This is a genomic window from Nonomuraea sp. NBC_00507 (assembly GCF_036013525.1).
GTDB lineage: Bacteria > Actinomycetota > Actinomycetes > Streptosporangiales > Streptosporangiaceae > Nonomuraea.
This window is the reverse complement of the sequence record NZ_CP107853.1, coordinates 4,807,952-4,834,504: the sequence shown is the minus strand read 5'-3', so window position 1 is coordinate 4,834,504 and position 26,553 is coordinate 4,807,952. Positions and strand designations below refer to the sequence as shown.

Sequence of the window (26,553 nt, the reverse complement as noted above, 5' to 3'; positions counted from 1 at the left end):
TCGTGGCGGAGGTCAGGAGCGGACGCGATGGGAGGATTCGACCGGCGAACAGGTGCGGTCGTAGTCCTAGTTCCGCTGGCCGGCAGGTGTGCTGTCTGCCTGGGCGGCATTGGACAAGGTGCCGAGATACAGCTCGATCACCCTGGGGTCACGGGCCAGCGCCTGGCCGGACCCGGTGTAGGCGTTGCGTCCTTGGTCGAGGACGTACCCGCGGTCGCAGATCTGGAGGCAGCGGCGCGCGTTCTGCTCGACCATGACGACCGATACACCGGTGCGGTTGATGGCTCGGGTCTGCACGAACACCTCGTCCTGCATCGCCGGGGACAGGCCCGCTGAGGGTTCATCGAGCAACAACACGGAGGGTTCCATCATCAGAGCCCGGCTCATAGCCACCATCTGCCGCTCACCGCCTGACAATTGTCCGGCCCGCTGCTTGCGGCGCCGGCCCAGCGCAGGGAACAGGTCGGTCACGAACGCAAACCGGGGGGCGAACTTCTTGGGGGACTGATAGCACCCCATCCGCAGGTTTTCCTCGATGGTGAGCGAGGGGAAAATGTTGTTGGTTTGCGGTACGAAGCCGATCCCTTGGGATACCAGTGCGTCGGCGCGCTGGTTCGTGATCTCTTCGCCCCGCAGGCGAACCGTCCCGGCGGTGATCTTGACCAGCCCGAAGAGTGCTTTGAGCAGTGTCGACTTGCCGGCGCCATTGGGTCCGATGATGCCGACCAACTCGCCCGGTTGGCAGTACAGATCGGCGCCATTCAAAATGTTGACTCCGGGGAGATACCCGGCGATCAGATTGTCGGCGCGAAGGGCTGCACCCTCGGCCGCCTGCAGATGCCTTGTCTGCGCTGCCTGGTCGCTCCTTGGGGCGTTGGGATCGGTTTCAGCCACGATCTCGCCCTGATCGGTGACCTGAGAGTCCGATGGGCCCTGATGGGCAGAAGTCATCTCGGGACCTCCCGGTCGACCAGCTGCTCGGCGTGGTCGTGCGCGTGCTCGACCTGGATCACGTGTTCGAGCTCGCTGATGTCGGTGTCGTGGCGAGCTCCGAGGTAGGCATCGATGACACGTTCGTCCGACATGATGGATGTGGGGGGTCCCTCGGCGATCACCTTGCCCTGGGACATGACGACCACCCAGTCGGAGATCTCTCGCACCATGTCCATGTCGTGTTCGACGAACAGGACGCTCATTCCCTGATCCCGAAGCGACTTCACATGCCCGAGCAGGGACTGCTTCAGCGCTGGGTTGACGCCGGCCATGGGTTCGTCGAGCATGACCAGCTTCGGTTCGACCATGAGCGCTCGCGCCATCTCGAGCAGCTTTCTCTGGCCGCCTGACAGGGACCCGGCGAAATCTTCCTCCTTGGCGTCGAGTTTGAACCGCTTGAGCAGGTCTCGGGCCCGGTCGGTGATGTCTCGTTCCTGCGCCCGCCACAGGGCGGGGAGCGCGGCGGCCCACAAGCGTTCGCCACGCTGACCTGTGGCGCCCATCCGTATGTTCTCCAGTACTGTCAGTTTCGAGAGCACTCTGGTCAGCTGGAAGGTCCGGACCATGCCGAGGCGTGCCACTTTGTAGGCTGCCTTGCCTTCGAGCGGTGTCCCGTCGAAGGACCAGGAACCGGCATCGGGTTGATCGAAGCCGGTGAGCAGGTTGAAGAACGTGGTCTTGCCTGCACCGTTGGGTCCGATCAAGGCGGTGATGACCCCACGTTGGATTTCGAGATGTTCCACGTCGACCGCGGTGAGGCCGCCGAAGGTGCGGCGGATTCCGTTCACGACCACAACGGGGTCGGGTTTGGCGGCACCAGGCTCATGCGGCACCGACTGCAAAGCAGTCCGGCACTCGCGCATCGACTTGTTCTCCCCGGGGCCGGGGCCGGGGGCGGGAACCCGTGGCTGGGACGTATCACCGGCAGCTGGGACGTCCTTGGGTGCGGTGCCCGAGGAGAGGTGGTCAGTGGGGAGGTTGTCAGTGGGCATCGAGCGCGATCTCCCTTCGATCACCGAAGATGCCTTGCGGCCGGAAGATCATCAGCAGCATCAGCACCAATCCGACCAACATCAGCCGGATGATTGATGCTTGGTCGGCGTTCATGAAGTGCGCCACGACCGGGTAGCCCGCCAACTGCGTCAAGACCGATCCGAGGAACGACAGGATCGCCCAGAACATCACCGCGCCGACGATCGGGCCAAGGATCCGAGCGGCGCCACCGAGGATGAGCATGGTCAAGGCGATGAAGGTGAAGTCCAGGTTGAACGTGTCGGCCTGGACCGAAGCGGCCCCGAACGCGCCCACGAAACCTCCGGCGCATCCGACCACTCCACCGAGGATGAGGGCCTGGATCTTGTAGCCGTAGACGTTCTTGCCCAGAGACCGCATTGCATCCTCGTCTTCACGGATGCCCCGGAGAACCCTTCCCCACGGTGATCGCATCAGGGCCCAGGTGAACAGACTGATCATGATGACCAGGCCCCAGCCGACTATGACGGTCCACAGCTCCTCCCGGCTGTAGGTCAAGAAGAAGCCGTCGTAGTTCGGCAGCGGGTTGAGGCTTCGGAACCCGGCGGTAAAGCCGGTCACACCGTCCTTGCCGTGAAAGTACGTCCGGAACGACGTCCCGAACACAAGTCGTAGGATCTCTGCCGCCGCGATGGTGACGATCGCCAGGTAATCCGCCCGAAGACGCAGGGTAGGAATGCCCAGTATCAGCGCCAACACCACGGTGAAGGCGATCGCGAGCAGGATCGCGAGGACGGTGGGAATCCCGCTTTGTGGCGATCGCCGCGCCCATGATGTAACCGCCTACCGACAAGAAGGCGGCCTGACCGAAGTTGAGCAGCCCGGCGTAGCCGAACTGAATGTTCAAACCGATCGCAGCCAAGCAGAACGAGACGGCCACATAGCCGAAGCCGTCGTGCAGTGCCCCCGTGACGGCGCCGATGATGTCCATGTCCTCACCCGATCCTCTCGGCGCGGCCGAGCAAGCCTTGTGGTCGGACGAGCAGGACCAGTGCCAGCAGAACCATCGCGCCTGCGAACTTGAGTTCCGATGGGATGACCAAGGTTGAGGTCTCGACGAACAGCCCGATGATGATCGAGCCGATCAGCGCGCCCCACACTGATCCCAGACCTCCGACGCAGGTAGCGGCGAAGATCAACAGCAGTACCTGCGCTCCCAGTTGGTAGGACACCGATTGGGAGAATCCCAAGAACGCCCCGCTCAGTCCCGCCAGCGCGGTGCCCACGATCCACACCGTGGCTATGACACGATCGACCTTGATCCCCGTCGCAGAGGCCAGGGCCGGATTGTCCGACACCGCGCGCGTGGCGCGACCGATCCGGGTGTACTGCAAAGCAAGAGTGACCGCGACGAGCGCAAGCCCGCTGATGGAGATGATGACGACGTCTCGCATGGTGTAGGTGAACAATCCGAAGGCGTCTCGGCCGGCGGGCGTGACGTATTCGCGGTAGGTCAAGGCGCGGCCGCCTGTGAAGTACTGGTAGAAGTTCCGGAGAAAGAACTGCAGACCGATCGAGATGATCATCATGGCGATAAGTCCCGTTCCGCGGCGTCTGAGTGGTCTCCACAAACCCCTTTCGTTCAGGTAGCCGAACAGTGCCGACAGCGCCACCGCCACCGCCACCGCCACGACGATGGGCAGCCCTACGACCCGGTTGCCGAGATAGGTGGCGAATGCCCCGAAGGTCACCAGCTCGCCGTGGGAGAAGTTCGACAGTCCCGTCGTGCCGAACACCATGGACAGGCCAAGAGCCCCCAATGACAGCACCAGGCCGAACAGCAGGCCGTTGTAGAGCAGTTGGGGGATCTGGTCCCACACCGTCGACACTTGACGCGTGTCGGGACCGAGGGGGAAGTTGACGGTGATCGTGCTCAAGGTGCCCGTCGGTCGCAAGGTGTTCGACGCTCCGTCGCGGATCCGCACAGCATCGGGAAGCGTCTTGGTGTCCAAGATGACGGCCAGGGTGCCCGAGTCGCTGCCAGGCACAGTGATCGCGAACCGGCCTTGGTCGTTGCTGACGCCCGTGTAGGTCTTACCCGTACTGGACTGGACATTGATCTTCACCCCAGCGACCGGTGCGTTGTTGTCGGCGGAGTTGCGCAACGTTCCCTGCACGGTCCGATCACCAGCCGCGTACGTCGGAGCGCCCATTGCCACGACGCCGAGCAGGGCGATCGAGAGCATGACCGCTCCCAGCAGTAGTGACAGGCGAGCAGGATGGCGGCGTACGCGCCAAGGTGCACGGGGTGGTGTCATGGCCGCTCCGAAATTGCATGGCGGGATATCTGATCGGCCTGCGGCGGGTGGGCCGGCAGGCAGCGACGACAGCGTGGGGAGACCGACGACCGATACCACTCTGCTGCGGGCTGCGTCGGCCGTACCGCAGATTTCGGGTGACCGATTCTCGCGGTTCTGGAATGCTATGCGCCCCCCATTGCGCGGTCCAGTCGTCGTTTTCGATGCGTACTCATCGAAATTTTCGACCAATCAACGGGGAAGAAACCGGATCCAGTGCTGTGACCGCGTAGGCGCCGGGTTGGTGGTCGTGGCGGTTGGACGTGCGGTGGACGTCCATTCGACCGGTGGAGGCGCGGCGGCCTTCACCTGACCTGCTCAAAAGAAGGTTGACAACGGCTCACGGTCTCGTTGGACATGCCGCAAGACGAGGCAGTCTCGCGGTGCCCCGATGCGGGACAGCAAATGTTTTCGCGTACGATCGGTCACCTCAAGCGACGAATCGGTGGTCACGGGCGGCGATTGGTGCGTGATGTACGACCTTCACCGGCTTCGGTTGCTGCGCGAACTCAAGCACCGCGGCACCCTTGCAGCTGTGGCTTCGGCCCTCTCGTACAGTCCTTCGACCATCTCTTCGCAGCTTTCGCAGCTGGAGGCCGAGGTGGGCGTCCCGCTCCTGGAACCTATGGGACGCCGGGTCCGTCTGACGCCCGCGGCGGAGATGCTGGTCGGGCATATCGAGGTGATCTTGGACCGGCTCGAGCAGGCTGAGGCCGATATCGCGCGGGCTAAAACCGTGCTCGAGGGTGACCTGCGGATTGCAACCTTTCAGACTGCTGCTAAGACTCTGGTCCTACCTGCCGTAGACCTGCTTCAGCGCGAGCATCCGCAGCTTCGCGTCTTCGTGCATCAGGAGAACGAACGCACACCGCTGCGGGCGCTTGTCGCGCACGAATTCGACCTGGTCATCGCCGAGGAGTATCCGGGAGAGCCGCCGTCGGCTCTGTCCGGCCTGCACACACAGCTTCTCCTCGAGGATCCTCTTCTTCTAGCCACCCCACCGGACGGCGAGCCGCCGCAACTCGCAGCTCTCGCACACCTGCCTTGGGTCATGGAGCCCGAGGGCAATGCCGCCAGGCGCTGGGCCAGCGCTGTCTGTCGGCAGGCCGGCTTTGAACCCCACGTTCGCTACCAGTCGACCGACCTCACCTTCCATGTGCGCTTGATCGAGGCCGGGCAGGCGGTCGGATTCCTACCCAAACTCGCCTGGGGCGTCCACGCTCCTACAGTGACACTTACCGAGCTGACGCCGCCGAACGCTCGGCGCGTCCTCATCGCTACCCGCACTGGCAGCCACCATCACCCGGCCGTCGTTGCTGCCCGCGTCGCGCTCGACCGAATCAGCCGCAGCGCACGGGATCTGACCCGGAGTTGACCCCCGAGGGGGCCTTGAGCCGTGTGGTGATCTGGCCCAGCAGCGACACGGTATCCCCGCTCGACCGGGGCGCTTCCGTGGCCGGACACCGGTCTGCTGTTCCTGGGTCTCCAACGTCGCCGGTCGGAACCCCATCGTCTCGTGCACCTGCGCCCACGGCAGGCCGTCCCGCGCCGGCGAAGCTCTGTGATGGCTGATCCCTCATTGTGTGATGAAACGATGACAATGCGGTTGACCACCGGATTCGTCTGGTTGCCTACGGATCATGCAACCGACGAACCCCTCTCCTGACTCCCCGTTCCCCCAAGGATCCACTGGCCGCCGTCGTGCCGGAGTGATGGCGGCCGTGGCCGTCGCGGCCGGGGCCACGCTGGCGGCCTGCGGCGCATTCACCGAAGGCCCCGGCGACGGACCGGCCGCGACGGACGCGACGGCCCAGCACGCCAGTCAGGCCGCGACCAGCGTCAGGGTGTTGTGGATGGGCGACTCCATCGCGGGCGCGGAGGCCCCGGCCGTGGAGGCCGCGCTGAAGGCCAGCGGTGTGCGGTTCAAGAACGCCACCTCTGACGGCGGCGGCAACATCGTCGCCGGTGATCATCCGGTGACGGCCGTGGCGGCCAAGGACACCTGGAAGAGGCTGAAGGAGGACCTCGCCTCCTTCCGGCCGACGATGATCGCGTACCAGATCACCACCTACGACTGGGGCACGCCCCGCCAGCAACTGGCGGCCTACCAGAAGCTCTCCCGGACGGCGAAGGACGCCGGTGCCCGGCTCGTCCTGGTGTCCGCCCCGCCGTTCAAGATCGACGAATTCTTCAAGCCTCACGAGGACGCGATCAAGAGCGCGCCCGCGATGGCAGCCGAGGTCGCCGACGTTCGCTACCTGGATGCCTCTGAGCTGTGGGGGGACGACTACGCCGCTGGCAAGGCCCAGCGTGCCAAGGACGGGATCCACTCCTGTCAACAAGGGTCGGCGGCCTTCGCCACATGGTTCGCCAGGCAGCTCGGCAAGCTGGCCGGCTTCACTCCGGCCGCCCCCGGCGCCTGGGCCACCGGGCCTTGGACCGGCGACGAGCGCTTCGTCAAACTCGGCTGCGGCTGATGGCTTCAGCCTCCCGCCGCGCGCATATCGGCGCGCTCGATGGGCTGCGCGGGCTCGCCGTCGCCGCGGTCCTGCTGTTCCACGCCGGGCACATGCGCGGCGGGTTTCTGGGCGTCGACCTGTTCTTCGTCCTGTCCGGCTTTCTGATCACCGGTCTGCTGCTGGAGGAGCTCGCCGGGCGCGGCCGTATCGACCTGGTGGCCTTCTGGGGGCGCAGGGCCCGTAGGCTCCTGCCCGCGCTGGCCGTCATGGTCGCGGCAACGTTGCTGCTGGCCTGGGCGTTCGCCGGGCCGGGCGTGCTGGGGTCCGCCCTGCGGGACGCGCCATGGGCGGCCGCCCAGAGCCTGAACTGGCATTTCATCGGCGAGCGGATCGGATACTGGAACGCCTCCGGCACCCGTCTGTTCGCCCACCTGTGGAGCATCAGCGTCGAGTGGCAGTTCTACCTGGTCTGGCCCCTGGTGGTGGCGCTGGCCGGGAAGGGGCGCGGCGGGCAGCGGCGGGTCGCGCTCGTCGCGGTCGCCGGCGCGTTCGTGTCGCTCCTGCTCATGATCAGGCTCGGGGCGGCCGTGGACACCACCCGCGCTTACGAAGGTACCGACACCCGGGCCTTCTCCCTGCTCCTCGGCGCGGCCGCGGCCACCGCGCCCGTCCGCCACGCCGTGGCCGGCCTGTCACGCACGGCGGTGGACGCGATCTGCCTCCCGCTGCTGGGCGGGCTGCTCGCGTCATGGGTGCTGACCAGCAGGGAAACGACCCCCGGCCTGTTCCAGGGCGGGATGTTCGCGCACGCCCTGGCCGGCGCCGCGCTGATCGCGCTCCTCGCCCACGCGCCGGACGGTCTGGCGGGCCGGGCAGTGGGCGGCGCCGTACCGCGCCGGCTGGGCGAGCTGTCCTACAGCCTGTACCTGTGGCACTGGCCGGTCTATCTGCTGCTGCCACGGCCGCTGCCCTGGCCGCTCGGCGGGCCGGCCGGCTCGGGCTGGACGGTCACCGCGATCGGCCTGTCGCTGCTGGCTGCGGTAGTGTCGAAGGTCGCCGTCGAGGACCCGGTACGGCTGCGTGCCGGGTGGGCCACCGGACGCCGTGGATGGGTGGCGCTGGCCGTCGCGGGAGTGATGGCGGCGGGATTGTGGGCGGCGATACCGCGGCCGCAGCCCGGTGCCGGGACGGTCGACGTGAGCAGGCTCGGCCAGCTCTAGCCAGGTCACGCCGGTGACATCGCGTCGAAGAGGAGGAACAACACATGCCGGGGGTGCTGTGCCGCGTGGCGACCGTCCTGGTCGCGGCGGCGGCGCTGGCGGGCTGCGGGATCACCGACACCGATGTGCTGCCCGCCGGTCAGCCGGTCCAGGGCGGCCTGACCGAGAACAGCAACCAGCTACTACGGGTGTACTTCGTCACGCAAGAGGGCACCTGGCCGGTCTCGCGGCCGGCCCCGGCCGGAAACCGGCTGCAACGTGCCATGAACGCGTTGCTCGCCGGCCCCACGGCGGAGGAGCGGGCCCGAGGGCTGATCACACACCTTCCTTCGTCAACCCAGCCGGTCCGGGCCAGGACGACCAGAGGCCGGGTGGAACTGCGTCTGCCCTGGCAGGTTCGCAACCTGCGGCCGGTGGCGGTGAGCCAGCTCGTGTGCACGGCCGCCGCCGCGGACGCCGGCGACGACCCCGTCATCGAGGTGGTCGAGCCCGCCATGGACCGGCCCTGGCGGGTCAGATGCGACGAGAACGGATCGGCCGTCCCAGCCGACCAAGGAGCCTCCTCATGACCCGCGTGCTCGTGATAGAAGACGATCCGGCCGTGCGCCGGGGCGTGAGCGTCGGCCTGCGCCACAGGGGCCACGAAACCGTGCTGGTCGCGACCGGTGAAGACGGGCTGGCCGAACTCGTCGCGAGCGCCCCCGAGGTCGTGCTGCTCGACCTGATGCTGCCCGGCATGAGCGGCCTGGAGACCTGCCGCCGCATCCGCGCCTTCAGCCAGGTGCCCATCGTGATCCTTTCCGCGCGCGACGATGACGTGGACATCGTGGTCGGTCTGGAGGCCGGCGCCGACGACTACGTGATCAAGCCTGCCAGCACCGAGGTCATCGAGGCACGCATGCGCGCGGTGCTGCGCCGTACCACGCCGCCCGCCTCTTCCGACCAGACCCGCACCACCCACGGCGACCTGCTCATCGACCGGGTCGCCCTGCGCGCGCTCAAGCACGGCACGCAACTTGCGCTGGCGCCGACGGAGCTGAAGCTGCTGCTGTTCCTGTCGGCCGCGCCCGAACAGACCTTCAGCCGCCAGCAACTCCTGGAACAGGTGTGGGAGCACACCTTTTACGGCGACTACCGGCTGGTCGACGCGTGCGTGATGCGGCTGCGGGCCAAAATCGAGGACGACCCCCGCAACCCCCGCTACATCCAAACCGTACGCGGCTTCGGCTACCGCTTCGGGCCGCTGTGATTCACCCGTCCCTCGTTCGCGGCCTGCGAGCTCAGCTGGTCCTGGTGTTCCTGCTGGTCTCCGTGCTCAGCGCGGTGATCGCCGCCACCATCACCTTCCGTCAGGGCCGCACCGCGATCGTGGCGCGCGCCCAGGCCGACGCCCTGCAGGACCTGCGCGCCCACCTCGCCTCCCGGACACCTGACCTGCCCGCCGATCCCACCGAGACGGACCTGCGTACGCTGGCGCTGCAACTGGACCGCGCGGCAGGCATCCGCGGCTGGCGCACCGCCCTGTCCTATCGCGGCGGCCCGCTCATCGCCACCGGAGCTCAGCCGCCTCTGCCCGCGCAGTTGCGCACTCAAGCGGCCACCTCGACCACCGCACTGGCCCAGCGTTTCCATCGCGGCCAGGTGCCCTGGCTGGCCGTGGCCCTTCCGGTCACCGCCGCCGCCCGCCCACAGGGCCCCCCGCCCCTCGTCGTCTACGCCTCCTTCTCCCTGGCCTCCCAGCAGCAGGATGTGGACACCCTGGCGGCCGCCGCCCGCGCCGGAGCCCTGCCCGTCGCCCTGGTCGCCATCGTCCCCGCACTGCTGGCCGCGCGCAGACTGCTGCGACCGGTACGGCGGCTGCGGACGGCCGCCGAGCGGATGGCGGGCGGCAGTCTCGACACCCGCGTACGCGTCACCGGCAACGACGAACTCGCCGACCTCGGCCGTACCTTCAACACCATGGCGGCCACGCTCCAGTCCGACGCGGCCGCGCTGCGCGACATGGAAGCGCGGGCACGCCGGTTCGCCGCCGACGTCTCCCACGAGTTGCGCACCCCGCTGGCGGCCATGTCCGCCGTGACCGAAGTCATCGACGCCGACGCCACCTCCGGCCGCCTCGCGCCACTCACCGCCGAGGCGCTGCAACTCGTCTCCGACGAGACACGCAAGCTCAGCCGCCTGGTAGAGGACCTGATCGAGGTGTCCCGCTTCGACGCCGGCGTCGCCGTACTGAACGTTGACGAAGTCGACGTGGGCGAGCTCATCGGCAAGACGCTGGCGCTGCGGCACTGGCGCGACCGGGTCCGCACTGATGTTGCCCCCGGGTTGCGCGCCCGGCTCGACCCGCGCCGCGTCGATGTCATCCTGGCCAACCTCGTCGGCAACGCGCTGCGGCACGGCGGCACGGCGGTATCGGTGCTCGTCCAGGTCCGGGCCGATACCGAGCAGATCGCCGTCACCGTCTCCGACGACGGGCCCGGCATCCCCGCCGACCTGCTGCCCCACGTCTTCGATCGCTTCACCAAAGGTGACGCCGCCCGTACCCGTACCGACGGCAGCGGTCTGGGCCTGGCCATCGCCACCGAGAACGCGCGCCTGCACGGCGGCACTCTCACCGCGACCAACGCCCCCCGAGGCGGAACCATCCTGACCCTCACGCTGCCGCGGCATCCACCATGAGGAACGCCCGTTACGCGCGGCAACCAAGTAAACGGGCAGGCCGGCCCCTGGGAAGAACGAAGCCAGGGCCAGCCCGCACTCCACCGCCGAGTCCAGGATCGGCCCCGCATCAGTTGCCCTCCATCACCGATGCCGGTGTGAGGATCCGATTCTGCTGACTGTGCACGAGATCGCGTACCTGACTGCGGAACGCGGCGAACTGCTGATCGGCCATCAACGCGGCCCGCCGCCGGCCACGATCCTCCCAGGAGGAGAATCCCCACAGGTACACCAGGGTGTTCAGGGCACCGGTCTCGGTCTGGTAGACCCCGATCGGTTCGCCGAGATGATGGATCTGCGGTTGCCGCCCGAAATCGCGCCAGAGGCGCAGGTACTCGGTGACCCCGCCTGGCCGGAGGCCGTAGTTGCGCTCTTCGACGATCATGGTTACTCCTGCTCCGTATCAGTGTTGGCCGGGCCGAGCAGCCGGTGGAGCCGGTCGACGGCCGGGCCGAGCGCGGCCTCGTCGGTGCACGCCGCGACGTACCGGTCGGGGCGGGTGAGGACGAAGCATGCGGAGTGACGGGTGAACCACTCACGCAGGTGCCCCTCGAGGTCCTCGACGACCTGCGTCTCCGGGTGGACGGTCGCGCGCCGCGCCCGGCCGGCGCGCGAGTCGACGACCTTGACGAAGGTGGCGCCGAGTGCGGTGAGGTAGTCGCGCTGGGCGCCGGAGAGGTGCTCGGCCGGGTCGGCGCCGAAGCCCACCACCGCGAACCAAGGGCCGAGCACGTCGTCCAAGCGCAGGACGTCGCCCTCGGCGTTCTCGACCAGAGGCTGGATGAACATGCGCCCGACCGGCGACCGCCGGCCGCCCCCGTCGGGGACCACGACGCCGTCGGTGTACTGCGGCATCGGCTTGAACCGCATCTGCAGGACCCAGTCGCGCACCGCCGGCGCTCGCACGACGGCGTGGAAGAACACGTCGCGTGCGGTCGCCACCAGGCGGTTGGTGGGTGACAGGATGCGGCCGAGCGTGGTCGACAGGTCGATCATCGCCTGCGCGTGGGGGCGCCGCTCGGTGTCGTACGTGGCCAGGATGCCCGGATCGGCGTGCTCCCTGACGGCGGCGGCGATCTTCCAGGCGACATTGGTGACATCGCGGATGCCGGTGTTCATCCCCTGACCCGCCCAGGGCGGCATGAGGTGGGCGGCGTCGCCGACGAGACACACGCGGCCGACGGTGAACCGCCGGGCGATCCGCGAGTGGTGGGTGTAGACGCGTGCCCTGATGATGTTCAGCCGCGCCGGGTCCTCGACATGGTGGCCGAGCAGCTCGTGCACCTTGTCGGTCTTGAGCATCTCGTCGTCGTCCTCGCCGGGGAACAGCATGAACTCCCAGCGCCGGAGGTCGTGCGGCAGATGGACGCAGACGTACGGCCGCGCCGGATCGCAGTGCAACGCGGTGTACTGGGCGTCGAGAGGGTCGTTGTCACACTCGACGACCACCCACTTGCGCGGATGCGTGTCGCCCTCCAGCTCCACGCCCAGCAGCTCGCGGACGGTGCTGCGGCCTCCGTCGGCACCGATCACGTACTCGGCGCGGACCCGCAGGGTCTCGCCTCCGGGAGCCTGGACGTCGAGCTCGACCCCGTCGCCGTCCTGCTCCAACCGGACGACCTCGTGCCCGAGCAGCACACGCACCGAGGGGAACCGGTGCAGGCCGCGGCGCAGCACGACCTCGCAGCTGGGCTGCATGAAGATGTTGCGCCGGGACCAGCCGTACTCGCGCGTGGCCGGCCGGACGTCGGCGAAGCACCGGTTGCGGCCGTCGAAGAACCGCAGCGGCACGTTCTGGATCATGTCCTTGATCAGCTCGTCGGCCAGGTCCACTGCTTGGAAGCTGCGCAGGCATTCGTCGTCCATGCCGACCGCGCGCGGGTAGTCGATGATCTCGAGGGAGCGCTCGACGAGCAGGGCGTCCACGCCGTACATGCCGAGAAAGTTCGCGAGGGTGGCGCCCGCCGGGCCGGCGCCGACCACGGCGACCTGGGTGCGCAGCGTGCGGGTCATGGCCGGTCCCGATACCGGTCCAGGAACTCCCGCAGGGTGGTCAAGTAGTCGGCCAGGTTGTCGTCGTGCACGTAGTGCCCGGCCTCGCGGATCTCCTGCCAGGTGAGCAGCGGCTGGCGGGCGGCCATCTCGGCGCACGTGGCGGTGGGCAGGAAGTCCGACCGGGCACCGCGGAGCACCAGCGTCGGGCACCGCAGCGCTTCGACGTGCGGCCACAGATCCACGGTGCGTGCTGGGTCGGGATCCAGGCGCACCCGCGCGATGCCCTCGAGGTCGAACTTCCACACCCACTGGCCGTCGGCGGCCGCACGGACGGTGTTGTCGATCCGGGAGTCGAGCGCGGCCTGCGAGATGTCCGGGCGCACGCTCCGCCAGTACGCACGCGCCTCGTCCCGCCCGGCGAACACACGCGGCGTCCGCTCGAGTTCGCGTCTGATCCGCTCCGCGCCCGCGCCGGACGCCGACGAACCGGGCCCGATGTCCTCGATCACCGCGAGCCGGACCCGCTCCGGGTGCCGTGCCGCGTAGACGATCGCGTTGGTGCCGCCCATGGAATGACCGACGAGCGTGAAGCGACGCAGGTCCAACGCGTCGGCGAGCTGCTCGATATCGCTGACATAGGCATCGGTGACGTATTCGCCCGCCGGATCCCAGGCGCTGTCACCGCGGCCCCGGTGGTCCAGGGCGATGAGCCGATGGCGATCGGCCAGCGCCGCCGCCACCGGCTCCCACGTCCGCGCGTAGCTTCGCAGGCCGTGCAGCAGCACGATCGGGGGCGCGTCCGGGTCGCCCCACTCCACGTAGTGCGCGCGCAGACCGTTCAGCGTGGTGAACCGGTCGGCGCCCGCAGTCGGCTTCGTCGGCACGGCCATGCTCACCGCAGCCCGTCTCGGCCCTCGATCGCACCGGCCGTCAGCCCGCCGAGGCGCGCGTGCAACCGCCCACGAGTGGCGAAGGCGAAGATCGCCACCACCTCGTCCGGAGCGGGCGCGTCGGTGAAGGTCACGGTGACGGTGTCGTAGTGCGAGCGCACGTAGAGGGCGTCCTTGTGCGCGAGCGGCACGTCGATGCTCGTGCCGGGGGCGGCACGCTTGCCGGTGGAGGGCACCCAGGACTTCCCGCCGCCGACCGCCTCCCGGACCGGGTCGGCGAACACCTGGGTGAGGAAGGCGTTGCCGTGCTCGTACTCGCCGCCGGTTCCCACCAGGCAGGCCTTGCCGTAGCTCTCGATCGGCCGGCCTTCGGCCGCCGACTTGACGCGGCGGCCGAACTCCAGGCCGAGCGCGGCCGAGCGGCCTACGATCTCGTCGAGGGATTCGCTGTAGCGGCCCGCGTAGGGGTTGTGGATCGCCGCGGCGATGACGATCTTCCGCACCGGCTCGCCGTCGGCCAGGGCGCCGGTCTCGGTGGCCAGGGTGTCCTCGATACAGGTGAACCACTTGCGGATGTGGTAGCCCTCGAAATTCGGGTCGCGCATGAGGTCTCTCCAGTGATCAGGTGTAGAGCGGATCGAGATCGACGGTCTCGCTCGGCGCGTTGTGCTCGCCGAGGATCCGCTTGCCCTCCTCGTCGTCCCGCACGGTCTCGCAGAAGAACTCGAAGCGGTTGCCGTCGGGATCGGTGAAGTACACGCCGAAGCCCACCTTGTGGTCGGTCGTCTTCACCACGGGTACGCCCTTGCTGAGCAGCATGCCGTACAGGCGGCGCAGCTCGTCCAGGTCGCCGTCGATCTCCAGGCCGTAGTGCTGCAGCCCGATGCCACCGGGCCTGGCGCCGTCCTCGGCGCGGATCAGCGCGATGTCGTGGTGCTTGAGCCCGTAGGAGAGGAAGACCCATTCAGGCCCGCGGGCGGTGACCTCCATGCCTAGCACGTCCTCGTACCATTTCGCCGAGGCCTCGGGGTCGCCGACGAACAGCGACAGGTGGGTGCGCCGCACCCGTGGTTTCACACTGGATACGGCGTCGGTCGTGGACCGCGGTGCGTCGTCCTTGGCCATCATCATGTGCCTCCTTAGTGGGCGCCGGGACCCGCGGCGACGGCCGGGGTCCATGCCACGTCGGTGATTTCGGGGAACTCGCGCCATTCCTTGGTCCAGGTCCGTCCGGCGTCGGTCGACCGTAGGAGGTGGCCGTACTTGGTGCCGGCGAAGACCGTCGACGGGTCGGCCGGGTGGGTGCCGAACGCCCACACCGTGGAGTTGGCCGGAGTGTCGAGATCGGCCTCGGTCCAGGTCTGCGCGAGGTCGGTCGAGTAGAGGATCTTCGTCATCGTGCCGGGTGTGGCGTCGCCGATGCCGAGCAGCAGGTCGTCGGTACCGGGAATGGGCATCACCAGGCGCGTGTAGTAGATCCCGTACTTCCGGCGGGTGTCCTGCCGGGTCCAGGTCCGGCCGTCGTCCTGGCTGACGAACAGCGCGTTGACGACCGCGACCACGATCGTCTTGGGCGGACCGGCGAGGACCACGATGCTGTGGATGTCGGAGTTGGTGACCCCGTCCGGCAGCGACGCGGGGGTGCCGTCAACGCGCTGCCAGGTGTAGCCCCGGTCGCGCGTGCGCCACAGGCCGCCCTCTTCGACGCCGAACCACGCGCCCCCGCTGTCGACGTGATCCCACGTCACCGTGAGGATACGCGGGCGGTTGACGCCGGCGCAGAACTCGGGGATCTCCGGGGGAAGCCGGTCCCAGCTCTTCCCGGCATCAGTGGTGCGGAACACCGCCGCGCGGGAGGGCGCGCCGGTCCCGGCGAGTATGCGGTCGGGATCATCAGGGTCGATGGCCAGCGCCCAGATGTGCATGCCGTTCATCGGAGAGTCGACACGGTGCCAGGTCACGCCGGTGTCGTCGCTGCGGACCAGGCCGACGTCAGCCCCCGCGTAGATCACCTGTGGATCGGCGGGGTGGACGGCCAGGCACCGGACCACGGCGTCGAACTCCACCTCCTGCCCCGGCGGGATCCGGTACCAGGTTCTGCCGTCGTCCGCGCTGGACAGCACGCCCTGTCCCGCGGTTGCCACGAGAATCGTTCCTTCCATGGCGATGCTCCTTGGTTGAGGGTTCAGAGGAAGATGCCGCGGGTGAGCCCGCCGTCGATGCCGAGCGATTCGCCCGTGATGCCGCCGGCGTGCGGGGAGGCCAGGAAGCACAGTGTGCGGGCGACTTCCTGCGCGGTCAGGACCCGGCGGATCGGCGTCCGATCGATGAAGTTCTGCTCGACCTGCTGCGGTGTGATGCCCTGTTTGGCGGCTTCCTTCTCGTACAGTTCGTGAATGTGCTCGGTCTCCACCACGCCGGGGTGCACCGTGTTCACCGTGATCCCGGACGGGCCGAGCTGGTCCGACAGGGCCTTGGTCATGTGCACGACGGCGAGGTTGCGCATGCCGGACAGGGCGTGGCTGGACCGGCCGGTCAGCCCGCCGATGTTGAGGATGCGCCCGTAGCCGAGTTCCCGCATGTGCGGCGCGGCCGCCTGCGCGCACCGGAAGTAGCCGACGACCTTGGTGTTCAGGTCGGTCAGCAGGAGGTCGGGGTCGGCCTCGTCGACCGAGTTGCGCACCAGTCCCGACGGTGCGGCGGCGCCGTTGACGAGGATGTCGACGCGGCCCAGTTCGCCGGCCGCCGCGTCCATCATCGCGCGCACCGATTCGGTGCTGGTGGTGTCGGCCACGAGCGGCACGACGCGTCCACCCAGCTCGGCCTCGATCTCCTTGGCGGTCTCCTCCAGGAGATGCCTGCGCCGGGCGGCGATCACCACCGAGACGCCTTCCTTCACCAGCTCACGGGCCACGGCCCTGCCGATGCCGAGCGCGCCGCCGGTGACGACGGCGACCCGCCCGCGAAGCTCGAGATCCACGACGTTCCTCTCCTGGGTCGGTGTTCTCACGTGAGGTTCACCCACACGCTTTTGGTCTCGGTGTAGTGCTCGAGCACCTCGCGGCCCATCTCGCGTCCCCAGCCGGACTGCTTGTAGCCGCCGAAAGGGGAGCCCGGGTCGGTGAGGTTGTAACAGTTGACCCACACCGTCCCGGCCCTGATCGCCGCCGCGATGCGATGGGCCATCTTCAGGTCCTGCGTCCACACCCCGGCGGAAAGGCCGTAGGGAGTGTCGTTGGCCTTGGCGACGAGGTCGTCGATGTCGTCCCACTCCATCGCGACCAGGACCGGGCCGAAGACCTCCTCGCGCACCACGCGCATCGAATGGTCGGTCTCGACGAAGATCGTCGGTTGCAGGAAGAAGCCGTCACGGTAGTCCTCGCCGAGCCCGTCCGGGCGTCCGCCGCCGGTGGCCAGTTTGCCGCCCTCCTGCCGGCCGGAGGCGATGTACTCCCCCACCCGAGCGAGCTGCTTCGCCGACACCAGCGGCCCCATCTCGGTGCCCGGATCGGTGCCGGGACCCACCACGATGCGGCGGGCGCGCTCGACCAGCGCGGCCATCACCTCGTCGTAGATGCGCTTGTGCACGTACAGGCGCGACCCCGCGGTGCAGGTCTGCCCCTGGTTGAAGAAGATCGCGTCCGCCGCCGCCTCCGCGACCTGCGCGGGGTCGGCGTCCGGCAGGACGATGTGCGGCGATTTCCCGCCCAGCTCCAGCGACACCTTCTTCAGGTTGCCCGTCGCGGCCCGCGCGACCAGTCGCCCGACCTCGGTGGACCCGGTGAAGGCGATCTTGTCGACACCAGGGTGGTCCGCGATCGCCGCGCCGGCCTCGGCACCGGCGCCGGTGACCACGTTGACGACCCCGTCCGGGAAGCCCGCCTCCTGAATGAGCTCCGCCAGCCGCAGTGTGGACAGCGACGTCTCCTCGGCCGGCTTTAACACCACGGTGTTTCCGGTGGCCAGCGCGGGGGCCAGCTTCCAGCAGGCCATCGACATGGGGAAGTTCCACGGGACGATCGCGCCGACCACGCCGACGGGCTCGTGCAGCGTGTAGTTGAGGATCTTCAGCCCGCCCCGGGGCGACACCGGGACGGTGCTGCCTTCGAACTTACTCGGCCACCCGGCGAAGTACCGGAACAGCTTCGCACTGGAGCCGACGTCCACGGCCCTGGCCACGTTGACCGGCTTGCCGTTGTCGTGCGCCTCGATCAGCGCCAGCTCGTCGGCGTGCGCCTCGATCAGCTCCGCCAGGGTGTTGAGCAGCCGCCCGCGGTCCAGCGGGGAAATGTCCCTCCAGGCCGGCGACTCGAAGGCGGCGCGCGCCGCGCGGACGGCCCGGTCGACGTCCGCGCTGTCAGCCCGTGCGATGGTGGTCAGCTTCCGGCCCGTCGCCGGGTCGACGGATTCCAGGGTCTCGCCGGTTCGGGATTCCACCCATTCGCCGCCGATGAGCATGCGCTGCGGCCGGTTCACGAACCGTCGCACCGTCTGGGAGAGCGAAATTTCGGACGACATCGCGGTCCTCACATCGTCATCTGGATAAGGTGCGGGCCTCGCGCCCGGAGCGCGTCGGTGAACGCGACGCGCAGCTCACCGACGGTGGTGGCGTCGCTCGCCGGGACTCCGAAACCGCGCGCGAGCGACACCCAGTCGATCGCGGGCTCGCCGAGGCTCGTCAGCCGTGCGGCTTGGGGACCCGGTTCGGGGCTTCCGTGGCGGGCGAGCTCGGTGCGCAGGACGTTGTAGGCGTGGTTGGCGGCGATCAGCACGACGACGTCGGCCGACTCGCGCGCCATGGTCCACAGCGCCTGCGCGGTGTACAGGCCGCTGCCGTCGGACTGCAGGGCGATGACGGGACGCTCGGGTGCGGCGATGGCGGCGCCGAGCGCGGCCGGCAGTCCCTGGCCGATCGCGCCGCCGGTGTTGGTCAGGACGGTGTGGGGCACCGCTGCGGCCGATGCCGAGTAGAAGGGGTAGCCGCAGGTCCCGCCTTCAACCGAGACGATGGCGTTCTCCGGCAGCCAGTTCGCCAGGGCGGCGCCGACGGTCTGCCCGGTCAGCGCGGCACCCGGCGCGGGTTCGACCGGCCGCTGGGCGCCGGCCACGGGTCGATGCTCCGCGCCGACGAGTTCGGCCAGCGCTACCAGTGCCTGTTCGACGTCCTGGGCGACGTCCGCGAGCCGGTGCACCGTCCCCTGGGGTGCCAGGCGGCTGGGGATTCCTTCGTATCCGAAGTAGGCGACCGGTTCGGAGACCCCGGCCAGCACCACCACCGCGGCGTCCTGGAGCGCCGCTACCGCTGTCTCCGGGAAGTACGGCAGGCGGTCGATCGGGGGCAGCCCGCCGCCCCGCTCGGCTCGGGCGGGAAACGTCTCGCTGTAGAGACGGGCTCCGGTGGCGGCCGCGATCCGGCCGGCGGCGGACTGGCCCCGGCGGCTCAGGCCCGCGCCGCCCAGGAGGAGAACGCCCCGGGAACCGGCGGCCCGCAACCGGTGGGCGGCCTGCTCCACGGCCTCCTCGTCGACGCCGGGCCGGGGGGCGGCACGAGGGCTCTCCTCCTGTGGCGGCTCCTGGGACAGCTGCTGGAGATCGGCGGGCACGACCAGCGTCGACACGCCCGGACGTTCATGCGCGTCGTCGATCGCCCGCCGCGTCACCGAGGCGACCGCGGCGCGATCACCGATCTCGTGGTGCGCTCCGACGGTGCGCGCGAGGGCCGCGATGTCGGAGGTCAGGGGCGCGTCGAAGGGCAGGTGCCAGCTCGCGTGATCACCAACGACGTTGACGACCGGGCTGTGCGCGCGGCGCGCGTTGTGCAGGTTCGCCAGGCCGTTCGCGAGCCCTGGCCCGAGGTGCAGCAGGGTCAGCGCGGCTCGCCGGGCGATCCGGGCGTATCCGTCGGCGGCGCCCGTGCACACGTTCTCGTGCAGCCCGAGCACCGCTCTCATCCCCGGTGCGCGGTCGAGCGCGGTGACGAGCGGCATCTCGGTGGTTCCGGGGTTGGCGAAGCACACCGACACGCCACGACCGGTGGCCGTCTCCAGGAGGACTTGCGCTCCGGTGAGTTCCTCGTGCGCGGTGTGGCGGTCGGTCTTCACTGATCGTCCTGTTCCGGCACGTGGTGACAGTGCGCCGTGTCATGGCCTGCCGGCGGCGGAACGTCCAGCGAGGGGTTGCGGTCGAAGAACCCGGCGGGCTTGAGGGTGAAGCCGACGTACTCGCACGGCATGATCGGCCAATCTTCCGGACGGGGCAGGTGGGAGGTGCCGAACGTGTGCCACAGCACGACGTCGGTGTTCACGAGGTCTCGCTCCTGCTTGACCCACTCCCCGATCCCGTCCCCGGGATGCTGGTTCGGGTAGTCGCCGGCAGGGTGCAGCTCGTCGGGGCTGTAGCGGGTCACCCACAGGTGCGCCCGGGCGAACTCCGCGCGGCGGGCCAGGTCGCTCTCCGGGGCCGCGAGCAGCGCCGGGCCGGCGAAGGGCACCAGCTTGTACGCCACCGGCTGCCCGAGACGGTTCCGCACCTCTGGGTTGACGATCTTCCAGGTGCGGGCCGCGAGAGGCTCGCACATGCGCCGCCCGGCCCGCTCGTTCTCGATCAAGGTCTGCCGGGCCACGATCGCGTTGCCGTGCGGATTGTCCGGCCCGACCGGGAGGCCGACGGCGTCGACCTCGACGACGGAGTTGCGCGGGCCGTCGACCTCCATGTCCAGACGCATGTTGAACAGGTGCTGGTGGTTGGGCGCGTCCAGCTGCGGCGCGACAAGGGTTCCGTATCCGGGAACCTCCCCCGGGGCGATCGCGCGTGTCTGAACGATGCCGGTCAGCTTCGCTTCGAACTGGATCGTCCCGTCGAGGTAGAAGTACCAGAAGAAGCCGTACTCGTAGTTGCCGATCGTGTGAATGGCCGACACGACCATGCGGCGGGAGCGCCTGACCTCGGCCCGTTCGACATAACGGAAGTCCCAGTGCTTCCAGAGGATGCCGTAGTCCTCCTCGTGCAGGCAGATGGCGTTGGGGACGGTGTGCGGGCTGCCGGACTCGTCGGCGAGCACCGCGTCGAGGTAACGGATCTCGCCCAGGCAGTCACAGCCGAGGCTGAGCGACCCGACGGTCTTGCCCAGGTTGTACTCGCCGGCGTCGAAGACGTTCCGGAAGTAGAAGTCGTCGCTGGTGTCGCCGTAGGGCACGACCATCTCGCCGATGCTCGCCCGGTGCAGGATCGACCGGCGCCGATCACCGTCCTGGTAGGAGACGTCGCTGATGACCAGGCCTTCCACGGTGTCGATGTGCGCGTGCAGCCGCCAGCGCTGCCACTCGATCACGTTGCCCGACACCGTGAACGACGGGCCCTCGGGCTGGACGATCTCGATGGGACGAAGGTCGTCGCGCAACGGGCCGACGCTCCCGGCGTCGTAGTTGCCGCTCTCGGGCGGCAACGGAATGGGCTCTCCTTCGAGGATCGCGGCGACGGAGCGGGCGTCACAGTCGATCACGAACACGAGGTTCCCCACAGGACGCGCGTAGCCGTTGTCCTCCTTGAAGCGCCGGACGTAGGCGCTGGCCCGGATGACGCGGCGCCGGGCGTCCACGCCCTCGACCGGCAGGGTGCCCGTCGACCAGGGGTCGAGCTGCAGCAGGGACAGGTCGTCGACCCCGTGACGGGCGAGCGCGGCGATCGAGGCGCCGTCGTTCTTCACGATGTCCTCAAGCGCGAGGATCTCCTCGATCATGATCGGCGGCTGCACTCCCGGCACGTGCCTCCAGGAGGTCACGACGTTCCGCGCCAGATCCACACGGGCTTCGTAGGTGGCCCCGGCGTCGCGGTCGTAGACGGCCAGGAACGCCGATCGCGCGACGGGCCGCGAGGGGTCATGGCTCCGCACGGCTTCCTTGTCCGGAGGGTCCAGCCGCACCAGCGGAAACGTCGGCGAGCCGAGCTCGGGCCGGTCCGAACGTACGGCCTGCACGGCCCGTTCGATCTCCTCGGCGGTCAGCGGATCGTAGGGGTGCGCCGTGGCGCGCGATGTCGTCATCACCCGGTTCCTCTTCGTTGTCGTGGCGACGGTGCGATGCCTCGCGTGGCGTCGATACCGTCAATCCCCTGCCGGAGCGGTCTGGGCGACCCCTCCCTCGACCTCGACCAGCCCGGCCGGCCGGCGCAGCGCGACGTACGACCAGAGCACGCCGAGCGCGATCCACGCGAGCAGAGCCCATGGGATGGTGTCCAGAGGGCTCGCCGCCTGGTAGAAGGCGCCGAACACCGCGCCCGTCGCGACCGTCACCCCGGCGACGGCGGCGACCACCAGCTTGCCGCTGCTGACCTGACCCCACAGGCCCTTGACACCTGCCGCGCTCACCACGAGGTACATCAGCGCCAGGCCCGTCCCGCCGAAGCCCGCCATCCAGCCGAACATCGGAGCCCACTGCGGCTGGAGAACGCCCGGCTGGCCGGTCGCCCGGGAGAAGAGTCCGTCACTGATCACGACCACCATGACCGAGACGACCGAGACGACACCGAGGAGAGCGGCGGAACGGGCCGGCGTCCGGTACCGGGGGTGGACGGCGGCGAGGACCTTCGGGAGCCGCTGCTCGCGGGCCATCGAGAGCATCCCGCGGGTCACCGCGACGCCTACTCCGATCGCGACCGCGAGGACGTCGAGGATGACCAGGACCGACACGAGGTGGCCGAACACGGGGGAGCCGAAGTCGGCGCCCGACGCCAGTGCCTGCAGCGGGAAGACGCTGTTCTTCCACGCCTCCGCGTCCAGGCCGAACCCGATGTCCTGGGCGTACGCGGTCACCAGGTAGAACGCCCCGACGATGGTGAGTGACAGCAGGACCGCCCGCGGGATGTGCCGCTTCGGATCCGCGGTCTCCTCGGCAAGGTTGGCAGCGGACTCGAACCCGATGAACATGTTGATGCCGTAGAGGACGCCGTACAGAAGGTCCAGACCGCCCACCGCGAGCGGGTTGAAGGGGGCCGCGGACAGGCTTTGCCCGCCCTGCCCGCCGGCGAGGATGATGCGCACCGAGAAGGCGAGCACGACCGCCATCGAGAGCAGCGCGAGAGCGAGCTGCGTGCGAATCGAGATCTGGACGCCGATGACGAGCACGGCCACGACGATCGCCACGTATCCGAGCGACAGCGGCCACCACGGTACGTCGACCGACAGCAGGCTGCGCAGGAGATCCTGCGTCAGGCCGCCGAGCAGGAGGAAGGTCGCGGCCGCGAGGACCAGCATCGCGCCGTAGTAGAGCCAGCCGCCGACGAGACCGACCCGGGGACCGGCGCTGAGACTGACATAGTCGTAGAGCGAGCCGCACCTATGGATCCGCTTGGCGTACTGGGCGATGATCCAGCCCACCCCCGCCATGCCGACGGCGGCGATCAGGATGGCGGCGGGAGTCGCGACGCCGGCGCCGCGGCCGGTCGCCGACAACCCGACGACCAGGGGCATGAGGGCCGCGATGGAAAAGACGGGGCCCATGAATCCGATGGACTGGGTGAGCACGCCGAGCAGGGAAAGGCGGCCCCGCGCGAGCTCGGTGTTGTCAGGGGTTGGCGTCATCCGAAGCAGCTCCTTGGGGTCGTGCGTCTTCACGCGAAGGATGAGTCCCCGTCTTGTCCGATAATCGTTCAGAAAGTTCGATTAATGGAAACACATCGTGCGTCCGCTGGTCGGCTGGTGTCAACCCCCGGAAAATCGCGACCTGACATCGCCCCGGACCGCCGGGCGAGCCACGCACATCGCGCCCCGGAGCACGGGATTGATGCGTATGGGGTCGTCCAGGCGGGCCATGCCGGAAGGCCGCTGATCCGCGGCAGGAGACAGCGCACGGAGACCACCCGCCGTCTTCAACGCCGACAGGGCCCGAGAAGAAGTGTGCCTCCCGGGCCGCTACGGGCGCGGCGGCCCGGGACGATCGGCCGCGTCGCGACCCAGAAACTCCGCCAGCAGGCGGTCGGGCTCCATCGGATCCGTCGAAGTGATCCGCAGCAGCCCGCCGCGCCAGTGGTGGTCGGTCATGCCCGGGTTGTGAACGGAGGTTCCGTCGGGCCAGACGACCTGCGGGCTGCCCTGGATCCGCACGCCCCGGCTTTCGGTGAAGTCACGTACGACGTCCGCTCGGACGTTTTGCGTCCGCCAGGCGGACATGACGCCTTCCACATCGCAGTCGGGCCGGTACTCGAGAGCGATGTCCAGGGATCGGCGCAGTCCGGCCTCGATGCTGACGTCCACCGAATCCCGAAAGAACGCGATTCTGAGGGCGTAGTCGACATGCTCCGCCAGCTCGGCCCCACCCGTACGGGCCGCCGCCGCCACCAGTTCGAACGCCGGCAGGAAAGTGGAGGGCCACGACTCCCCCGAATAGAGGTTGAACAGCTCCGGCTCGTGGGAGGCCAGCGCGGCGACCTCGACCGAGAGGATGTCCCTTGGGGTCCCGCGGTGATTGACCCATTCCAACGGCCATGCCCGCGGGACGAAGACGACCTCGGCGCCCAGGCGGGCCCGGGCCCGCCGCAGCCGATGCACCGCGATCAGAGCCCAGGGACAGTGGATGTCCGACCAGATGTCGACCCGCCACGTCACCGAACCCGATCCCCCATGTCATTCCCCCCTGGTACGCCGGACAACTCCATCCCCGCAGGAGCGAGTAGCCGCGCGAACCTCACCAGCCGTGCGCCCTGATAGCGGGCGCAGCTCAACGTCACATCGTCGGGGGGACTCGAGGGGAACCCGGCCGGCCACGACGTCCCATAAGGGTTGCCACCGGCGGCATACACGACGTCGTCGGTGTATCCGAGTGGAACGATGACCGATCCCCAGTGGTAGAAGACGTTGTTGAGGGAAATGATCGTCGACTCCTGTCCCCCGTGCTGCTCCGCCGAGGACACGAACGTGGTGACGGGCTTGTCGGCCAGCTTGCCCGCATGCCACAGGCTGCTGGCCGAGTCGATGAACTGCTTCAACTGCGCCGCCGGGGTGCCGTAGCGGGTCGGCGTCCCGAAGGCGTATCCGTCCGCCCATTCGAGGTCGTCGAGTGTCGCCACGTCGACGACCGAGTCGACGTCCTGACGGTGCTGGGCCCAGTCCGCGTTCGAGGCGATCGCCTCGGGCGGGGCGAGTTCGGTGACCCGGCGCAGCCGGACCTCGGCGCCGGCTGATTCGGCCCCTTCGGCGACGGCTTCCGCGAGCCGGTGCACCGAACCGGTGGCGCTGTAGTAGACGACGAGAACACGTGGTGACATGACGAACCTTTCCATGGGACGCGGGGAGGAGTTGCGGCGGAATGTGTGGGATCAGCGGTGAGTTGCGGGAACGAGCGGCCGCCCGCGTTGCCGGCAGGACGACCCGCGGAGGTCAGAGAACGATCGTCACGGTCTTCTCTTCGGTGTTCGCCTCGATGCCCGCCCACCCCAGCTCCCGGCCTTGACCGCTGAGCTTGAAACCTCCCCAGGGAAGGCTCGGGTCGAGCGGAGACCAGCCGTTCACCGCGACCGCACCCGCCTTGACGCCGCGCGACACCCTGTGCGCGCGGCCGACGTCCGAGGTCCACAAGGTGGCGGACAGCGCGTAGTCGCAGTCGTTGGCGATCGCGACCGCCTCCTCCTCGGAGTCGAACGGGATGATCGTGCCGACCGGACCGAAGATCTCTTCTCGGGCGATGGTCATCGAGTTCGTCGCGTCGACGAACAGGGTCGGTTCGACGAAGTAGCCCGGACGTTCCGGCCGGCCGCCCCCGACGACGCACCGCGCGCCGCCCGCGACGCCCGCCTCGATGTATCGGGACACTCGCTCGAGTTGCCGCGCGTTGATGAGGGCTCCCATCGTCGTGCCCTCATCGAACGGATCACCGAGCTTCACGCCGCGCGCCCTGGTCACCAGACGTTCCACGACTTCGTCGTAGACGGCGCGGGCCACGAGAATGCGGCTGCCTGCGGCGCACACCTCCCCCTGGTTGGCGAAGATGCCGACCGCCACGCCGTCGGCCGCCGCGTCGAGGTCGGCGTCCGCGAAGACGATCTGCGGGCTTTTCCCACCCAGTTCGAGGGTGATGCGACGGAAGCCCTTCGCCGCGGCGACGGCCACCTTATACCCCGTCTCAGGACTTCCGGTGAAGGAGATCTTGTCGACGCCCGGGTGATCGATGAGGAGCTGGCCGGTCACGCTTCCACGGCCGGGAAGCACACTGAACGCCCCGGGAGGGAATCCGGCCTCCTCAATCAGTGACGCCAGCAGCAGCGATGTCAGCGGTGCCTCCTCCGGAGGCTTCAGGATGACCGCGCACCCGGCGGCGAGGGCGGGTGCGATCTTCCACGCCGCGATCATCGTCGGCGAGTTCCACGGCGTGATCGCGGCGACGACTCCGACCGGTTCACGGACCGTGTAGCTGACCGTGGGCCGTCCCATGTAGCCGGACGTCGGGATGGAGCGTCCCTCCAGCTTGTCCGCCCAGCCGGCGAAGTGGCGGAAGGTCCGAACCGACTGGGGAAGATCGATCGCGCGGGGCTCGAAGCCCGGCTTGCCGACGTCGAGCGACTCCAGTGCCGCGAATTCTTCGCTGCGCTCCTCGAGCAGGTCTGCCACCCGGTTGAGCAACCGGCCCCTGGTGGCACCATCCATCCGTCCCCACGCGCCGTCGTCCAAGGCTGATCGCGCGAAGGAGACGGCCGAGTCGACCTCGGCGGGGCCGGCCGCCTGAACCGTCATGAGCCGTCGCTCTGTCACGGGATCGACCACGTCGAACGTGCCCACACCTCGCGTGACACCCCACCGTCCCGCGTAGTACGGCTCGGCGGGGACCTTCATGGCCAGGCGTTCGGCTTCAGCACGTACTATCATGTTCGATTACCGTTCTTTTTGGCCGATAGTCGTACGCGCACGATAGTCACGGCGCCGGATGACCGTCAAGACGGCACCGCACGCCGACATGTGACA

General features: G+C 68.8%; 24 protein-coding genes. 6 read left to right on the top strand and 18 right to left on the bottom strand.

From position 1 onward, the window contains the following. Positions 1 to 66: 66 nt before the first annotated feature. From OHA25_RS23875 to OHA25_RS23860, 4 genes are all read right to left on the bottom strand, one after another. Complete coding sequence (locus tag OHA25_RS23875; RefSeq protein WP_327589718.1) at positions 67 to 951, bottom strand: ABC transporter ATP-binding protein; 885 nt, start codon at positions 949 to 951, stop codon at positions 67 to 69. Then, a complete protein-coding gene (locus OHA25_RS23870) occupies positions 948 to 1,856 on the bottom strand; it encodes an ABC transporter ATP-binding protein (protein WP_327589717.1) in 909 nt (302 codons plus the stop codon). The genes OHA25_RS23875 and OHA25_RS23870 overlap by 4 nt, the downstream gene beginning before the upstream one ends. Positions 1,857 to 1,974: 118 nt before the next feature. Next, positions 1,975 to 2,727, bottom strand: coding sequence for a branched-chain amino acid ABC transporter permease (locus tag OHA25_RS23865; protein WP_327589716.1), 753 nt, complete (start codon positions 2,725 to 2,727; stop codon positions 1,975 to 1,977). Between the two features lie 233 nt (positions 2,728 to 2,960). Beyond that, positions 2,961 to 4,211: a branched-chain amino acid ABC transporter permease gene (locus OHA25_RS23860; RefSeq protein WP_327589715.1), complete on the bottom strand. Its 1,251-nt coding sequence runs from the start codon at positions 4,209 to 4,211 to the stop codon at positions 2,961 to 2,963. 502 nt (positions 4,212 to 4,713) lie between these two features. Between OHA25_RS23860 and OHA25_RS23855 the strand changes: the two genes are divergently transcribed. From OHA25_RS23855 to OHA25_RS23830, 6 genes are all read left to right on the top strand, one after another. Beyond that, positions 4,714 to 5,697 carry a LysR substrate-binding domain-containing protein gene (locus OHA25_RS23855; RefSeq protein WP_327589714.1) on the top strand — a complete coding sequence of 328 codons (984 nt, stop codon included), beginning with the start codon at positions 4,714 to 4,716 and terminating at the stop codon, positions 5,695 to 5,697. A 265-nt stretch (positions 5,698 to 5,962) separates the two neighbouring features. After that, positions 5,963 to 6,799, top strand: a complete 837-nt coding sequence (locus OHA25_RS23850) for an SGNH/GDSL hydrolase family protein (RefSeq protein WP_327589713.1) — start codon at positions 5,963 to 5,965, stop codon at positions 6,797 to 6,799. After that, positions 6,799 to 8,001 (top strand): acyltransferase family protein, encoded by a 1,203-nt coding sequence (locus tag OHA25_RS23845; RefSeq protein WP_327589712.1) that lies wholly within the window; start codon positions 6,799 to 6,801, stop codon positions 7,999 to 8,001. The genes OHA25_RS23850 and OHA25_RS23845 overlap by 1 nt, the downstream gene beginning before the upstream one ends. Before the next feature lie 44 nt (positions 8,002 to 8,045). Further along, complete coding sequence (locus OHA25_RS23840; protein WP_327589711.1) at positions 8,046 to 8,570, top strand: GerMN domain-containing protein; 525 nt, start codon at positions 8,046 to 8,048, stop codon at positions 8,568 to 8,570. Then, on the top strand, positions 8,567 to 9,250 hold the full coding sequence (locus OHA25_RS23835; RefSeq protein WP_327589710.1) for a response regulator transcription factor: 684 nt from the start codon (positions 8,567 to 8,569) through the stop codon (positions 9,248 to 9,250). Before OHA25_RS23840 ends, OHA25_RS23835 begins: the two co-directional genes overlap by 4 nt. Next, positions 9,247 to 10,680 carry a HAMP domain-containing sensor histidine kinase gene (locus tag OHA25_RS23830; RefSeq protein WP_327589709.1) on the top strand — a complete coding sequence of 478 codons (1,434 nt, stop codon included), beginning with the start codon at positions 9,247 to 9,249 and terminating at the stop codon, positions 10,678 to 10,680. Before OHA25_RS23835 ends, OHA25_RS23830 begins: the two co-directional genes overlap by 4 nt. A 109-nt stretch (positions 10,681 to 10,789) precedes the next feature. Here the strand turns inward: OHA25_RS23830 and OHA25_RS23825 are convergent, their stop codons facing one another. From OHA25_RS23825 to OHA25_RS23760, 14 genes are all read right to left on the bottom strand, one after another. Further along, on the bottom strand, positions 10,790 to 11,104 hold the full coding sequence (locus OHA25_RS23825; protein ID WP_327589708.1) for an NIPSNAP family protein: 315 nt from the start codon (positions 11,102 to 11,104) through the stop codon (positions 10,790 to 10,792). 2 nt (positions 11,105 to 11,106) lie between these two features. After that, on the bottom strand, positions 11,107 to 12,732 hold the full coding sequence (locus OHA25_RS23820) for a bifunctional 3-(3-hydroxy-phenyl)propionate/3-hydroxycinnamic acid hydroxylase (RefSeq protein WP_327589707.1): 1,626 nt from the start codon (positions 12,730 to 12,732) through the stop codon (positions 11,107 to 11,109). Next, positions 12,729 to 13,598 (bottom strand): alpha/beta fold hydrolase, encoded by an 870-nt coding sequence (locus OHA25_RS23815; protein ID WP_327589706.1) that lies wholly within the window; start codon positions 13,596 to 13,598, stop codon positions 12,729 to 12,731. The genes OHA25_RS23820 and OHA25_RS23815 overlap by 4 nt, the downstream gene beginning before the upstream one ends. A gap of 8 nt (positions 13,599 to 13,606) precedes the next feature. Beyond that, positions 13,607 to 14,209: an amino acid synthesis family protein gene (locus OHA25_RS23810; protein WP_327589705.1), complete on the bottom strand. Its 603-nt coding sequence runs from the start codon at positions 14,207 to 14,209 to the stop codon at positions 13,607 to 13,609. Between the two features lie 16 nt (positions 14,210 to 14,225). After that, positions 14,226 to 14,735, bottom strand: coding sequence for a VOC family protein (locus tag OHA25_RS23805; RefSeq protein ID WP_327589704.1), 510 nt, complete (start codon positions 14,733 to 14,735; stop codon positions 14,226 to 14,228). 8 nt (positions 14,736 to 14,743) lie between these two features. Further along, positions 14,744 to 15,766: a WD40/YVTN/BNR-like repeat-containing protein gene (locus tag OHA25_RS23800; RefSeq protein ID WP_327589703.1), complete on the bottom strand. Its 1,023-nt coding sequence runs from the start codon at positions 15,764 to 15,766 to the stop codon at positions 14,744 to 14,746. Positions 15,767 to 15,789: 23 nt separating this feature from the next. Next, the gene (locus OHA25_RS23795) at positions 15,790 to 16,584 is read right to left on the bottom strand and encodes an SDR family NAD(P)-dependent oxidoreductase (protein ID WP_327589702.1); all 795 of its coding nucleotides are present in this window, start codon (positions 16,582 to 16,584) and stop codon (positions 15,790 to 15,792) included. Positions 16,585 to 16,610: 26 nt separating this feature from the next. Beyond that, positions 16,611 to 18,122 (bottom strand): aldehyde dehydrogenase family protein, encoded by a 1,512-nt coding sequence (locus tag OHA25_RS23790; protein WP_327589701.1) that lies wholly within the window; start codon positions 18,120 to 18,122, stop codon positions 16,611 to 16,613. Between the two features lie 8 nt (positions 18,123 to 18,130). After that, entirely contained in the window at positions 18,131 to 19,705 is a 1,575-nt protein-coding gene (locus tag OHA25_RS23785) for an acetolactate synthase large subunit (RefSeq protein ID WP_327589700.1), read from the bottom strand. After that, entirely contained in the window at positions 19,702 to 21,645 is a 1,944-nt protein-coding gene (locus OHA25_RS23780; RefSeq protein ID WP_327589699.1) for a primary-amine oxidase, read from the bottom strand. The genes OHA25_RS23785 and OHA25_RS23780 overlap by 4 nt, the downstream gene beginning before the upstream one ends. A 60-nt stretch (positions 21,646 to 21,705) precedes the next feature. Beyond that, positions 21,706 to 23,181, bottom strand: coding sequence for an APC family permease (locus OHA25_RS23775; protein ID WP_327589698.1), 1,476 nt, complete (start codon positions 23,179 to 23,181; stop codon positions 21,706 to 21,708). Between the two features lie 330 nt (positions 23,182 to 23,511). After that, entirely contained in the window at positions 23,512 to 24,204 is a 693-nt protein-coding gene (locus tag OHA25_RS23770) for a DsbA family oxidoreductase (protein ID WP_327589697.1), read from the bottom strand. Continuing rightward, the gene (gene wrbA, locus OHA25_RS23765) at positions 24,201 to 24,863 is read right to left on the bottom strand and encodes an NAD(P)H:quinone oxidoreductase (RefSeq protein WP_327589696.1); all 663 of its coding nucleotides are present in this window, start codon (positions 24,861 to 24,863) and stop codon (positions 24,201 to 24,203) included. The genes OHA25_RS23770 and wrbA overlap by 4 nt, the downstream gene beginning before the upstream one ends. Positions 24,864 to 24,975: 112 nt before the next feature. Then, positions 24,976 to 26,457 (bottom strand): aldehyde dehydrogenase family protein, encoded by a 1,482-nt coding sequence (locus OHA25_RS23760; protein WP_327589695.1) that lies wholly within the window; start codon positions 26,455 to 26,457, stop codon positions 24,976 to 24,978. Between the last annotated feature and the right edge of the window lie 96 nt (positions 26,458 to 26,553).

Coding starts and splice junctions, on each gene's coding strand:
- OHA25_RS23850 (WP_327589713.1), top strand. CDS start 5,963: ATGCAACCGACGAACCCCTCTCCTGACTCCCCGTTCCCCCAAGGATCC.
- OHA25_RS23835 (WP_327589710.1), top strand. CDS start 8,567: ATGACCCGCGTGCTCGTGATAGAAGACGATCCGGCCGTGCGCCGGGGC.
- OHA25_RS23845 (WP_327589712.1), top strand. CDS start 6,799: ATGGCTTCAGCCTCCCGCCGCGCGCATATCGGCGCGCTCGATGGGCTG.
- OHA25_RS23775 (WP_327589698.1), bottom strand. CDS start 23,181: ATGACGCCAACCCCTGACAACACCGAGCTCGCGCGGGGCCGCCTTTCC.
- OHA25_RS23805 (WP_327589704.1), bottom strand. CDS start 14,735: ATGATGATGGCCAAGGACGACGCACCGCGGTCCACGACCGACGCCGTA.
- OHA25_RS23870 (WP_327589717.1), bottom strand. CDS start 1,856: ATGCGCGAGTGCCGGACTGCTTTGCAGTCGGTGCCGCATGAGCCTGGT.
- OHA25_RS23875 (WP_327589718.1), bottom strand. CDS start 951: ATGACTTCTGCCCATCAGGGCCCATCGGACTCTCAGGTCACCGATCAG.
- OHA25_RS23860 (WP_327589715.1), bottom strand. CDS start 4,211: ATGCTCTCGATCGCCCTGCTCGGCGTCGTGGCAATGGGCGCTCCGACG.
- OHA25_RS23840 (WP_327589711.1), top strand. CDS start 8,046: ATGCCGGGGGTGCTGTGCCGCGTGGCGACCGTCCTGGTCGCGGCGGCG.
- OHA25_RS23820 (WP_327589707.1), bottom strand. CDS start 12,732: ATGACCCGCACGCTGCGCACCCAGGTCGCCGTGGTCGGCGCCGGCCCG.
- OHA25_RS23855 (WP_327589714.1), top strand. CDS start 4,714: ATGCGGGACAGCAAATGTTTTCGCGTACGATCGGTCACCTCAAGCGAC.
- OHA25_RS23825 (WP_327589708.1), bottom strand. CDS start 11,104: ATGATCGTCGAAGAGCGCAACTACGGCCTCCGGCCAGGCGGGGTCACC.
- OHA25_RS23780 (WP_327589699.1), bottom strand. CDS start 21,645: ATGACGACATCGCGCGCCACGGCGCACCCCTACGATCCGCTGACCGCC.
- OHA25_RS23810 (WP_327589705.1), bottom strand. CDS start 14,209: ATGCGCGACCCGAATTTCGAGGGCTACCACATCCGCAAGTGGTTCACC.
- OHA25_RS23800 (WP_327589703.1), bottom strand. CDS start 15,766: ATGGAAGGAACGATTCTCGTGGCAACCGCGGGACAGGGCGTGCTGTCC.
- OHA25_RS23790 (WP_327589701.1), bottom strand. CDS start 18,122: ATGTCGTCCGAAATTTCGCTCTCCCAGACGGTGCGACGGTTCGTGAAC.
- OHA25_RS23760 (WP_327589695.1), bottom strand. CDS start 26,457: ATGATAGTACGTGCTGAAGCCGAACGCCTGGCCATGAAGGTCCCCGCC.
- wrbA (WP_327589696.1), bottom strand. CDS start 24,863: ATGTCACCACGTGTTCTCGTCGTCTACTACAGCGCCACCGGTTCGGTG.